Here is a 12254-nt window from a genome sequence, read left to right as displayed (position 1 = left end):
GCATTTCTGGAGCGTTACCGAACACGGAAGATAGAAATTTTATAAGTGAACTTCGGCTGTCAGTAACGTTTTATTAACACCTGCCCGCCGATCGTTATTCACAAGAACTACCCTGCATAAAAAAAACCGGAGATACCATGAATAAGAAGGTGTTGACTCTGTCTGCTGTAATGGCAAGCATGCTTTTTGGTGCAGCAGCGCACGCTGCGGATACCCGTATTGGTGTGACTATCTATAAATACGACGACAACTTCATGTCTGTTGTGCGTAAAGCGATCGAGAAAAATGCTAAAGCAGCGCCAGATGTTCAGCTGCTGATGAATGACTCCCAGAACGACCAGTCCAAACAGAACGATCAGATTGACGTCCTGCTGGCAAAAGGCGTGAAGGCACTGGCAATCAACCTGGTTGACCCGGCTGCTGCAGGCACAGTTATCGAGAAAGCGCGCGGCCAGAACGTGCCAATCGTCTTCTTCAACAAAGAACCTTCCCGTAAAGCGCTGGACAGCTATGACAAAGCGTATTACGTCGGTACTGACTCCAAAGAGTCCGGTATTATCCAGGGCGATCTGATCGCGAAACACTGGGCGGCCAACCCGAACTGGGATCTGAACAAAGACGGCCAGATCCAGTTTGTGCTGCTGAAAGGCGAGCCAGGCCACCCGGATGCTGAAGCGCGTACCACTTACGTTGTCAAAGAGTTGAACGACAAAGGTCTGAAAACCCAGCAGCTGGCTTTAGATACCGCGATGTGGGATACCGCTCAGGCGAAAGATAAAATGGACGCGTGGCTGTCTGGTCCTAACGCGAACAAAATTGAAGTGGTCATCGCTAACAACGACGCGATGGCAATGGGTGCGGTAGAAGCCCTGAAAGCACACAACAAATCCTCTATCCCTGTGTTCGGCGTGGATGCGCTGCCAGAAGCGCTGGCACTGGTGAAATCAGGTGCGATGGCCGGTACCGTATTGAACGATGCCAACAACCAGGCGAAAGCCACCTTCGATCTGGCGAAAAACCTGGCCGACGGTAAAGGTGCGGCAGATGGCACCAACTGGAAAATCGACAATAAAATCGTTCGCGTACCTTACGTGGGCGTAGACCAGTCCAACCTGGCTGAGTTTATCGGTAAATAAGATAGTTAGTTATGTCTCCACAGGGCGCAACATGTTGCGCCCTTTTATAACGCGATATGCGAGGCCAACAAGGTATAATTATGGTCAGCACAACTACTCCGTCGTCCGGTGAATTCTTGTTGGAAATGAACGGCATCAACAAGTCGTTTCCCGGTGTTAAGGCACTCGATAATGTTAATTTAAAAGTTCGGCCTCATTCAATTCATGCCTTAATGGGTGAAAACGGTGCCGGTAAATCAACATTATTAAAATGTCTTTTTGGGATCTATCAAAAAGATTCTGGCAGCATTCTTTTTCAGGGGAAAGAGATCGATTTCCATTCAGCGAAAGAAGCACTGGAAAACGGTATCTCTATGGTTCACCAGGAATTGAACCTGGTACTGCAACGCTCGGTAATGGATAATATGTGGTTGGGGCGTTATCCAACCAAAGGTGTTTTTGTCGATCAGGACAAAATGTACCGTGACACCAAAGCCATTTTCGATGAGCTGGATATTGATATCGATCCGCGCGCCCGCGTGGGAACATTATCCGTCTCGCAAATGCAGATGATCGAAATTGCTAAAGCGTTCTCCTATGATGCCAAAATTGTCATCATGGATGAACCGACATCGTCATTAACGGAAAAAGAGGTTAACCACCTTTTTACCATTATTCGTAAGCTAAAAGATCGCGGCTGCGGCATTGTTTATATCTCCCATAAAATGGAAGAGATCTTCCAGTTGTGTGATGAGATAACCATCCTGCGCGACGGTCAGTGGATTGCCACTCAGCCTCTCGAAGGGCTGGACATGGACAAGATCATCGCCATGATGGTGGGCCGTTCCCTGAACCAGCGTTTCCCGGACAAAGAGAACAAGCCGGGTGAGGTGATCCTTGAGGTGCGTAATCTGACCTCGCTGCGTCAGCCCTCTATTCGCGACGTCTCCTTCGACCTGCACAAGGGCGAAATTCTGGGCATTGCAGGCCTGGTCGGGGCAAAACGTACCGATATCGTCGAAACCCTGTTTGGTATTCGCGAGAAAGCCGAAGGCACCATCACGCTGCACGGTAAGAAAATTAACAACCACAACGCCAACGAAGCCATTAATAATGGTTTTGCACTGGTGACGGAAGAGCGTCGTTCGACCGGTATTTATGCCTATCTGGATATTAACTTTAACTCGTTAATTTCTAATATCCGCAACTATAAAAACAAAGTGGGTCTGCTGGATAACTCCCGCATGAAGAGTGATACCCAGTGGGTTATTGACTCCATGCGCGTAAAAACGCCGGGGCATCGTACGCAAATTGGTTCGTTGTCGGGCGGCAACCAGCAAAAAGTCATTATCGGTCGTTGGTTATTAACGCAGCCAGAAATTCTGATGCTGGATGAACCAACCCGCGGTATTGACGTCGGCGCGAAGTTTGAAATTTATCAGCTGATCGCTGAACTGGCGAAAAAGGATAAAGGGATCATTATTATCTCTTCCGAAATGCCGGAATTGTTAGGGATCACAGACCGTATTCTGGTTATGAGCAATGGTCTCGTTGCCGGTATTGTTGACACGAAAACGACAACGCAAAACGAAATTTTGCGTTTAGCGTCTTTGCACCTTTAAGATCAGGGGCTCCTCATGAGTGCGTTAAATAAAAAAAGTTTTCTCACTTATCTGAAAGAAGGCGGTATTTACGTTGTTCTTTTAGTATTGCTGGCCATTATCATTTTCCAGGACCCTACGTTCTTAAGTCTGCTGAACCTGAGTAACATTCTGACTCAGTCTTCCGTGCGTATTATCATCGCTCTGGGCGTGGCGGGGCTCATCGTCACCCAGGGGACTGACCTTTCTGCAGGGCGCCAGGTCGGCCTCGCGGCGGTGATCGCGGCAACCCTGTTGCAGTCGATGGAAAACGCCAACAAGGTGTTCCCGGAAATGGCGACCATGCCCATTTTCGTGGTGATCCTGATTGTCTGCGCCATCGGTGCGGTGATTGGTCTGATCAACGGTATTATCATCGCTTACCTGAACGTGACGCCATTTATCACCACCCTGGGTACGATGATCATCGTTTACGGTATCAACTCCCTGTACTACGACTTCGTCGGTGCGTCCCCCATCTCGGGCTTCGACAGCGGCTTCTCGACCTTCACGCAAGGATTTATTGCGCTGGGCAGCTTCCGCCTGTCGTATATCACCTTCTACGCGTTGATTGCGGTGGCGTTCGTCTGGATCCTGTGGAACAAAACCCGCTTTGGTAAGAACATCTTCGCTATCGGGGGTAACCCGGAAGCAGCGAAAGTGTCCGGCGTGAACGTGGCCCTGAACCTGCTGATGATTTATGCCCTGTCCGGTGTGTTCTATGCCTTCGGCGGGATGCTGGAAGCGGGCCGTATCGGCTCTGCCACCAACAACCTCGGCTTTATGTACGAACTGGATGCGATTGCCGCCTGCGTGGTGGGCGGGGTCTCTTTCAGCGGCGGTGTGGGTACTGTGCTCGGCGTGGTCACCGGTGTGATCATCTTTACGGTCATCAACTATGGTCTGACCTACATCGGCGTGAACCCGTACTGGCAGTACATCATCAAGGGCGCCATTATCATCTTCGCGGTTGCGCTGGACTCACTGAAATACGCGCGTAAGAAGTAATAGAAGTAAAAAGAAGCTCGTCGTAGTTTGTGCTGCGACGAGTTTTTTTTGGATATATATTTACTCGTGCAAAAAGCCTATTTCGTGAAGGTATAACCACAAGGTGCAATAAAGCATCGTTGCCATCAGTCCAACTATCAACAACGTTTCCCATATCAGGATGAGGCAAAAAATTATTGGTTCATCACGACGATAAATGGGTTCAAGTCTCCTGGCACCAAAAAAAGGGTAGTAACGGATGTGAGTGATACCTTTTTTCCAGGCTCTGAAATTTTGGAAAAGCAACCAGAAACCGACGATCTCTACGGCAGCCGTAAATAATACATAATCTGTTTGCATAACCTGGCTCCTGCCATTATTTTCCTTGTTTTTTCTGCATATCCAGCAACTGCTCCGGCGTCACCGCCGGATAACCCTGCGCATCTTCCGGCACTTCATGCATGGCCGGAATTGGCACCAGTGGGCCTAAAAAGCGCGGTTCACGTTTGAAGATATAGAGATCGGCCAGCGCGCCAAAGCGAGCGCCAAACTCACGCACGCGCACGCTCAGCATATCTTTTGGCGAGGGCACCGCATAACACTGCGCCTGAATGCCCATGTGCAGCGCGATAAACAGCGCACGCTCGCAGTGGAAGCGCTGGGTGATGATGATGAAGTCGTTGGTGTCGAACACTTTGCGCGTGCGCACGATGGAGTCGAGCGTGCGGAACCCGGCGTAGTCGAGCACGATATCTGCCGGATCAACGCCTGCGGCAATCAGGTCTTTGCGCATGGTGACCGGTTCGTTGTAGCTTTGCAGCGCGTTATCGCCGCTTAACAGCAGGTAATTGACCTTGCCGCTGTTGTAGGCGTTGAGCGCGCCCTGAATGCGGTAGCGGTAATACTGATTGATGACACCGGTGCGGTAATACTTTGCGGTGCCGAGCACCACACCCACCTGGCGATAGGGCAGGTCCTGCAGGTCATCAAAAATGTAGGGGGCCGTTTTCCAGCTCATCCACCGGTCGAGACCCAGCACGATCAACAGCAGTATGCCGACCAGGACAGACAGGCTGTAAAAAACGCGCTTTAACATGCAGATGGCTCGTACCGAAGGTGAATTTAACTCAGGCTACTGTACCCGCCTGGTTAGCGCAAGAAACAGCGCATCAACTGAAGGCTTTTTCAGCAAAACGGGCGGGCATGTCTGCCCGCCAGAAGGATCACGCCAGCAATACACGCTCGATTGACGTGCAGCCCAGCGCTTTCAGGGTGGCGGCGGTGGCATCCCATTGAATCAGCGGTGCATCGGCAATTTCTGCCAGAATGGCGCGCTGAATATCCGGGTAGTCATAGCCGTTCAGACTCAGCAGGTTCAGTGCGCCCTGCAGCGGTGGCAGCGTTGGGTTAAACGCGGCGTTTTCGGCATAGCTGCCGCTAAAAATACGCCCATCGCGGCATTGCAGTGCCACGCCGCTCGGGGATTTGCTGTACGGCGTATGGCTCTTGTTGGCAGCGCGAATGGCCGCCTGGGTCAGGTCATCACCGGTCAGCGTGTAACCGTGATCCTGCTCGTCCATCAGCAGGGTTTTGATTTCAAGATCTTTCGGACCAAAGGCGTCAGGCAGGTAGTCGCCCAGCGTGTGCGGCGCGCGACCCGGCAGATTGATGCGCAGCTGCAGCCCGCTGTTCAGTTCATTCATAAACTGACGGCAGTGCCCGCACGGGGTGTAGTTCACGGTAATGGCGCTCAGGGCCTTTTCGCCGCGCAGCCAGGCGTGGCTGATGGCGCTCTGTTCCGCATGAACAGTCTGCTGCATGGTTGCGCCCAGGAACTCCATGTTTCCGCCGAAGTACCAGGTTCCGCTGACGCCGCGCGCAATGGCGCCAACGTTAAAGTGGGAAAGATCGGCACGTGCACAGGCGGCAGCCAGCGGCAGCAATGCGAAAGCCAGCGCGTCTTCGTCAAGATCCGTGGCCTGTTTCAGCGTGGTGATCTGCTCAGCGGTGAGCAGGGCGGGGAAATGCTCATCCGCCAGAATCGGGGCCAGAGCTGATTGCAATTTCTCTGCAAGCCGGGCGAAAGCCGCTTGAAAACGTGGATGCATGGCGTTTGCCTCATAAAGGTTAATGGATCGGTAGTGTACGGAGCCGCTGGGGCTTTATATGTGATCCATATCTCATTATGTATGCAACTTATGAAAACAAAATGAAATTTGCGCGACGCATCGCAAATTTTAGCCCATCACCGCCAGAATCACGGGGAAAATGAACGGCGCCATCAGCGAGGTCATGATTCCGCAGATCACCAGTGCCAGCGAGCTGAACGCCCCCTCCTGGTAATCCAGCTCCGCACAGCGGGCGGTGCCCAGCGCGTGCGACGCGGTGCCCATCGCCAGACCGCGTGCGGCTTTAGTATGAATGCGCATGACATTGAGCAGGGTATGGCCAAACACGGCGCCCAGTATGCCGACAAAGATCACGCACATGGCGCTGATGGCAGGAATGCCGCCGAGGCTACCGCCCACGGCCATGGCGATAGGCGTGGTTACCGATTTCGGCAGAATAGAGGCGGCAATTTGCGCAGAGGCCCCCATCAGCAGTGCGACTGAAGTACCGGTGATCATCGCCACCAGGCTCCCCACAAAACAGATGGTAATAATGGATTTCCAGCGGGCGCGGATCTGGTGCAGCTGTTCATATAAAGGAAATGCGAGCGCGACCACGGCGGGTTGTAGCAGGTCGTTTAAAATTTTGCTGCCGGCAAAGTAGCGTTCGTAAGGAATACCGGTAAGCAGCAGGAACGGGATAATCACCACCATCGCCACCAGCAACGGGTTAAGCAGCGGCATCTTGAACCGGGCGGCAAGTTTGCGCGCCGCGAAGAACACCGCCAGGGTTAATGGCAGCGACCACCAGATATTGGCCATCATTGTTTTGTTCCTTTCTGTCCAACCACTTTACGTTCGCCATGTACCAGATGCGAACTCCAGCTCACCACAAGGAAAACCACCAGCGTACTGACCGCGCAGGAGACGACAATCGGGCCGAACTGGGCTTTAAGCAGATCGAAGTACTGCATGACCCCGACGCCAATCGGCACGAACAGCAGCGCCATATAGCGAATAAGAACGAAGCAGCCGAGGTTGACCCACTTAGCGGGCAGAATTTGCAACGCCAGCAGAACAAAGAGGATCAGCATGCCGATAATGCTGCCGGGAATGGTGATAGGAAGCAGGGAAGCGATGAAAATCCCGGCGTACAGGCAGGCGTAAATCAGGACGAATGCGCGCAGATATTGCCAGATAATGTTCAATGATTTTCTCATGGTTAAAATCCTTGCTGAAACGCATTCATCATACAATTAAACCCGAAAGTGTGCCATGGATCACATCATGAATTTTAAGCATACCCGTCATTCCAGAATAGAACGTCGTGCTTTCAACATACATACAGAGCGATTACTATAGCGCGTCTTTTTTCACAGGTACTGCTATGCGTGTTTTACTGGCCCCAATGGAAGGCGTGCTCGACTCCCTCGTGCGCGAACTTCTGACCGAGGTAAACGATTACGATCTCTGCGTGACGGAGTTTTTGCGCGTGGTCGATATGTTGTTGCCGGTAAAATCGTTCTACAGACTCTGCCCGGAGCTGCACCGTCAGAGCCGGACTACCTCCGGCACGCTGGTGCGTATTCAGCTGCTGGGCCAGTATCCTGAATGGCTGGCCGAGAACGCCGCCCGTGCCGTCGAGCTGGGCTCTTACGGGGTTGATCTCAACTGTGGCTGCCCGTCGAAGCTGGTGAACGGCAGCGGCGGCGGGGCGACGCTGCTAAAAGATCCTGAGCTGATTTACCGTGGCGCGAAAGCGATGCGTGAAGCCGTGCCTGCTCATTTGCCGGTGACGGTGAAAGTGCGCCTGGGCTGGGACAGCGACGCGCGGCAGTTTGAAATTGCCGATGCGGTGCAGCAGGCCGGGGCTACTGAACTGGTGGTGCATGGCCGCACCAAAGAAGATGGCTACAAAGCCGAGCGCATTAACTGGCAGGCAATTGGTGAGATCCGTAAACGCCTCAGCATTCCGGTGATCGCCAACGGGGAAATCTGGGATTACCAGAGCGCGCAGGCCTGTCTCAAAGCCACCGGCTGCGAGGCGGTGATGATCGGCCGCGGGGCATTGAATGTGCCTAACCTCAGCCGGGTGATTAAATATAACGAGCCGCGTATGCCGTGGGCTGATGTTGTTACGCTGCTGCAAAAATATAGCCGTCTGGAAAAGCAGGGCGACACCGGGCTATATCACGTGGCGCGCATCAAACAGTGGCTCAGCTATTTACGCAAAGAGTACGATGAAGCGCTGGGGTTATTTCAGGAGATTCGGACATTACAGACTTCTGCGGATATTGCGCGGGTGATCCAGGCAAAATAATAAGCGTGTGACCGCAATTATCGCTGTGAAGCGCTGGACCAGACGCATGGGCTGGTTGACCTTTGCCCGGCGCGGTGCCGGGCAAAGAAATCAGAAAATCATCTTGAACACACCCGTTACCACCAGCAGTCCTATCAGAAATATAATTAAAATGACCCACAATAATATTTTCATTCCCTTCTCCTGCGTATGTATGTCAACAGTAAGTGTAGCAGGCAATTTATAATTTAGATGAATTTGTTAATTTGAAATATTCTCGGCATGTATAATTTTCTAATTACAAAAATGTATGACAATTTGCGCATTGCCACGCATTACTAAAAAAAGAGAGGCATCAGGCGTACTTTGCGCCTTTATTTTTTGGCGTGAATGGCGTAATGAAACGTTTTCTTATTTTATCTCTGAGTGCTCCCTTTGCCATTATTCTGGCCGGCTGTGCGCCGCAACATGCCACGGTAACTCCCCTCAATACCCAGTCGGTCACGGCGTCGGTTAATACGGTGCTGCCTCATCAGAACTGGCCGGAAAATGCATGGTGGAAAGCGTATAACGATCCGCAGCTTGATAAGCTAATTGCCAAAGCATTAAGTGATGCGCCCGATATGCAGATTGCCCGTCAGCGTATTACCCTTGCCGAAGCCCAGGCCAAAGCAGCCCTGGCGGCCGACGGCCCGCAAATTGATTTTTCGGCCGATGCTGAACGTCAGAAAATGTCCGCTGAAGGGCTGATGGGGCCCTTTGCCATAACCGACCCGGCTGCGGGCACCACCGGCCCCTGGTATACCAACGGTACCTTTGGCTTGACCGCGGGCTGGGATCTGGATTTGTGGGGCAAAAATCGCGCCCGGTTGGAGGCCCGGATAGGCAAGGTGAATGCGCAAAAAGCGGAGCTTGAGCAGACCCGTCAACTGCTTGCCAGCAGCGTGGCGCGGCTCTACTGGGACTGGCAAACTCAGGCCGCCGTGGAGGAGGTCCTCACGCAGATCAAATCCCAACAGGACAATATCATCGGTGCCGATCGCGAGCTGTATCAGCACGGGATCACCTCCTCTGTGGAAGGTGTCGAAACCGACATCAGTGCCAGCAAAACCGAAGAGCAGATCGCCGAGGTTCACGGCAAAATGAAAGCCATCGAGGCGCGTCTGAACGCGTTGACTAATACCCCCGCCCTGGCGCTCACACGGCATGCCTTACCGACGGTTGAAGCGTCGTTACCGTCGACGCTGGGGTATGAACTGCTGGCCCGACGACCGGATCTGCAGGCGGCGCACTGGTATATCGAAGCGTCAATGAGCGAGGTCGATGCCGCCAGAGCGGCGTTTTATCCTGATGTGAATCTGATGGCGTTTTTACAACAGGATGCCCTGCACCTGAGCGATCTGTTCCGTTCTTCAGCCCAGCAAATGGGTGTGACCGCCGGGCTGACTCTGCCCATTTTTGACAGCGGCAGGCTGAACGCGCAGCTGGATATTGCCCAGGCGCAGAACAATCTGTCGGTGGCGAACTACAACAAGGCGGTGGTGGATGCCGTGAACCAGGTGGCGCGCACGGCCAGCGAAGTAGAAATGCTGACGGCGAAAAATCAGCATCAGCAGCAGGTAGAAAAAGATGCGGCGCGCGTGGTGGCGCTGGCGCAGGCACGTTTTAGCGCCGGAATTATTGCCGGCTCGCGCGTCAGTGAAGCCAGAATTCCAGCGCTGAAGGAACATCTCGCCGGATTGATGCTGCAGGGCGAGTATATCGATGCCACGCTACAGCTCACCTCCGCGCTGGGGGGTGGTTATCATCATGGCTAATCAGGGTCATTATCTATACTTACCTCTTTGCCGTTCTTCAGGAGGTGAGTATGACCAAAGTAGCGATTGTTACCGCATCGGATTCCGGGATTGGTAAAACCACGGCCCTGATGCTGGCTGAACGTGGGTTTGATATTGGCGTCACCTGGCACTCTGATGAACAAGGGGCGCGGGATACCTGCCGCGAAGTGGAGGCGCAGGGTCGGCGGGCTGAAGCTATCCACCTTGATCTAAGCACCCTCCCACAGGGCGCGCAGGCGATAGAAACATTAATTGCCCGTTTTGGTCGCCTGGACGTGCTGGTTAACAATGCGGGGGCGATGACCAAAGCGCCCTTCCTGGATATGCCATTTGACGACTGGCGAAACATTTTCACCGTCGACGTGGACGGTGCATTTCTCTGTTCGCAGATTGCCGCACGTAAAATGGTGGAGCAGGGGGAAGGAGGGCGAATCGTCAATATCACCTCGGTGCATGAACATACGCCGCTGCCGGAAGCCAGCGCCTATACCGCCGCAAAACATGCGCTGGGAGGATTAACCAAATCGATGGCGCTAGAACTGGTGCAGCACAACATTCTGGTGAATGCCGTTGCGCCGGGGGCGATTGCCACACCGATGAATGATATGGACGAGAGTGAAGTGAAGGAAGGGTCGATGCCAGCGATCCCGCTCGCAAGACCGGGATATACCAAAGAGATCGCCAGTCTGGTGGCGTGGTTATGCGACAGCGACGCCAGCTATACCACCGGGCAGTCGTTTATCGTCGATGGCGGGTTTATGCTGGCGAATCCGCAGTTTAAGCCGGAAGGTTAGCTTCCCCTCACCCCGTGGGAGAGGGTGTGTTAAGTTCCCTCTCCCACAGGGAGAGGGTTAGGGTGAGGGCAACAGACCGCACTCACTCCTCATCCTGCTTCTTCTCTCTGTGCCGCATCCACAGCCTGACTCCAATCACCGCCACCACCACCAGAATCAGCCACGCCCAGTGCTTCAGATGCTGGTCAAGGTTATGCAGCCACGGGCCAATCACTTCTCCCCCCACGTAACCGAGCGTGGTAAAGATCAGCGCCCAGGCGCACGCGCCAATCACGTTCAGCGGCAGGAAAATTTTCGGCGGCAGGCGGCTGGCGCCAATCAATATCGGCCCGATAATCCGAAAGCCGTACATAAAGCGGGTGCCAATCACAAACAGGTAAGGGTGGCGCTGGATCAGCCGCTGCGCGCGGTTAATTTTCTTCTTGTGCTTAGCGAAACGCTTAAGCAGCGTCGGCCCAAAACGCAGCCCCAGAAAGTAGAGCAGCTGATCGCCAATCATCCCGCCCAGCGCAACCGCGGCGACAACCAGCGGGAATTTAAGTAATCCCTGATGCGCGGCGACGCCGCCTAACAGGGTGATGGTTTCACCTTCTGCCACGCTTCCGACAACCAGCGCAGCGTATCCGTATTGTTCAATTACTCCGTTGATATCCATTACGTAAATATCATCTCCCTCAGCGTGCCTCGGTTAATCATATACCCCTTGTGACAACCGCGGGTCAATCAACGGAAATTTCCCACTGTACATAAAATAATCTAAACCCTGCATTATACTTAAGGTATCGATGACGGGCCGACAACAAGGGGGCGCTATGAACCATGTCTGGGGACTTTTTTCCCATCCCGATCGTGAAATGCATGTCATCAAAAGTGAGAACGAAACGGTCTCGCATCATTACACGCACCACGTGCTGCTGATGGCGGCGGTGCCGGTGATATGCGCGTTTATTGGTACAACACAAATCGGCTGGAACTTTGGTGATGGCACCGTAGTACAGCTTTCCTGGTTTACCGGGCTTTATCTTGCCATTCTCTTTTATGGCCTGATGCTGGCAGGGGTGGCGGTTATGGGACGCGTCATTCACTGGATGGCACGTAACTATCCGCAGCGTCCTTCTCTGGCACACTGTATGGTCTTTGCCGGATACGTCGCAACCCCGCTGTTCTTAAGCGGTATTGTTGCGCTCTATCCCCTGGTCTGGCTGTGCGCGCTGATCGGGACCATTGCGCTCTTTTACACCGGCTATCTGCTGTATCTGGGCGTACCTACCTTCCTGAATATCAATAAAGAAGAAGGCCTGAGCTTTTCCAGCTCTACGCTCGCCATCGGCGTGCTGGTACTGGAAGCGTTACTGGCGCTGACGGTGATTCTTTGGGGTTATGGTTACCGTCTCTTCTGAGTTAATTGCATTGCTGGCGTAAATGCCAGCAATGCAGCATCTGTTCACGATTATCCGCTGGCGACAATGCACG

The 12254-nt window shown here is 53.2% G+C and carries 14 protein-coding genes; 7 read left to right on the top strand and 7 right to left on the bottom strand.

The annotated features are described in order from the left end of the window. Positions 1-137 precede the first annotated feature (137 nt). The 3 genes from mglB (at position 138) to mglC (ending at position 3763) form a co-directional block, all read left to right on the top strand. On the top strand, positions 138-1136 hold the full coding sequence (gene mglB, locus ECL_RS17120) for a galactose/glucose ABC transporter substrate-binding protein MglB (RefSeq protein WP_013097954.1): 999 nt from the start codon (positions 138-140) through the stop codon (positions 1134-1136). Between the two features lie 80 nt (positions 1137-1216). Beyond that, the gene (gene mglA / locus ECL_RS17115) at positions 1217-2737 is read left to right on the top strand and encodes a galactose/methyl galactoside ABC transporter ATP-binding protein MglA (RefSeq protein ID WP_029883073.1); all 1521 of its coding nucleotides are present in this window, start codon (positions 1217-1219) and stop codon (positions 2735-2737) included. A 15-nt stretch (positions 2738-2752) separates the two neighbouring features. Further along, complete coding sequence (gene mglC / locus ECL_RS17110) at positions 2753-3763, top strand: galactose/methyl galactoside ABC transporter permease MglC (RefSeq protein WP_013097952.1); 1011 nt, start codon at positions 2753-2755, stop codon at positions 3761-3763. A gap of 60 nt (positions 3764-3823) precedes the next feature. On the opposite strand, the gene ECL_RS17105 is transcribed toward mglC, so the two are convergent. The 5 genes from ECL_RS17105 to ECL_RS17085 all read right to left on the bottom strand — a co-directional run bounded on the left by ECL_RS17105 (position 3824) and on the right by ECL_RS17085 (position 7070). Continuing rightward, positions 3824-4102, bottom strand: coding sequence for a hypothetical protein (locus ECL_RS17105; RefSeq protein WP_013097951.1), 279 nt, complete (start codon positions 4100-4102; stop codon positions 3824-3826). 16 nt (positions 4103-4118) lie between these two features. Beyond that, on the bottom strand, positions 4119-4838 hold the full coding sequence (sanA, locus tag ECL_RS17100; protein WP_013097950.1) for an outer membrane permeability protein SanA: 720 nt from the start codon (positions 4836-4838) through the stop codon (positions 4119-4121). A 127-nt stretch (positions 4839-4965) separates the two neighbouring features. Further along, positions 4966-5850 (bottom strand): cytidine deaminase, encoded by an 885-nt coding sequence (gene cdd / locus ECL_RS17095; protein ID WP_013097949.1) that lies wholly within the window; start codon positions 5848-5850, stop codon positions 4966-4968. 129 nt (positions 5851-5979) lie between these two features. Then, positions 5980-6675, bottom strand: a complete 696-nt coding sequence (locus tag ECL_RS17090; protein WP_013097948.1) for a CidB/LrgB family autolysis modulator — start codon at positions 6673-6675, stop codon at positions 5980-5982. Next, positions 6672-7070 (bottom strand): CidA/LrgA family protein, encoded by a 399-nt coding sequence (locus ECL_RS17085; protein WP_013097947.1) that lies wholly within the window; start codon positions 7068-7070, stop codon positions 6672-6674. The genes ECL_RS17090 and ECL_RS17085 overlap by 4 nt, the downstream gene beginning before the upstream one ends. Before the next feature lie 167 nt (positions 7071-7237). Here ECL_RS17085 and dusC point away from each other — a divergent pair, with 167 nt between their 5' ends. Further along, positions 7238-8170, top strand: coding sequence for a tRNA dihydrouridine(16) synthase DusC (dusC, locus tag ECL_RS17080; RefSeq protein ID WP_013097946.1), 933 nt, complete (start codon positions 7238-7240; stop codon positions 8168-8170). A gap of 90 nt (positions 8171-8260) precedes the next feature. On the opposite strand, the gene yohP is transcribed toward dusC, so the two are convergent. Next, positions 8261-8344 carry a small membrane protein YohP gene (yohP, locus tag ECL_RS28060; RefSeq protein WP_015572324.1) on the bottom strand — a complete coding sequence of 28 codons (84 nt, stop codon included), beginning with the start codon at positions 8342-8344 and terminating at the stop codon, positions 8261-8263. Positions 8345-8547: 203 nt separating this feature from the next. On the opposite strand from yohP, the gene mdtQ reads away from it, so the two are divergent. Beyond that, a complete protein-coding gene (gene mdtQ / locus ECL_RS17075) occupies positions 8548-9966 on the top strand; it encodes a multidrug resistance outer membrane protein MdtQ (protein ID WP_013097945.1) in 1419 nt (472 codons plus the stop codon). 50 nt (positions 9967-10016) lie between these two features. Further along, on the top strand, positions 10017-10781 hold the full coding sequence (locus tag ECL_RS17070) for an SDR family oxidoreductase (protein WP_013097944.1): 765 nt from the start codon (positions 10017-10019) through the stop codon (positions 10779-10781). Positions 10782-10863: 82 nt separating this feature from the next. Here ECL_RS17070 and ECL_RS17065 read toward each other — a convergent pair whose 3' ends face one another. After that, the gene (locus tag ECL_RS17065; RefSeq protein ID WP_013097943.1) at positions 10864-11436 is read right to left on the bottom strand and encodes a DedA family protein; all 573 of its coding nucleotides are present in this window, start codon (positions 11434-11436) and stop codon (positions 10864-10866) included. A 157-nt stretch (positions 11437-11593) separates the two neighbouring features. On the opposite strand from ECL_RS17065, the gene ECL_RS17060 reads away from it, so the two are divergent. Beyond that, positions 11594-12181, top strand: a complete 588-nt coding sequence (locus ECL_RS17060; RefSeq protein ID WP_013097942.1) for a Yip1 family protein — start codon at positions 11594-11596, stop codon at positions 12179-12181. The last annotated feature ends 73 nt before the right edge of the window (positions 12182-12254 follow it).

The sequence above is a fragment of the Enterobacter cloacae subsp. cloacae ATCC 13047 genome, assembly GCF_000025565.1.
GTDB lineage: Bacteria > Pseudomonadota > Gammaproteobacteria > Enterobacterales > Enterobacteriaceae > Enterobacter > Enterobacter cloacae.
This window is presented reverse-complemented; position numbering and strand designations above follow the sequence as displayed.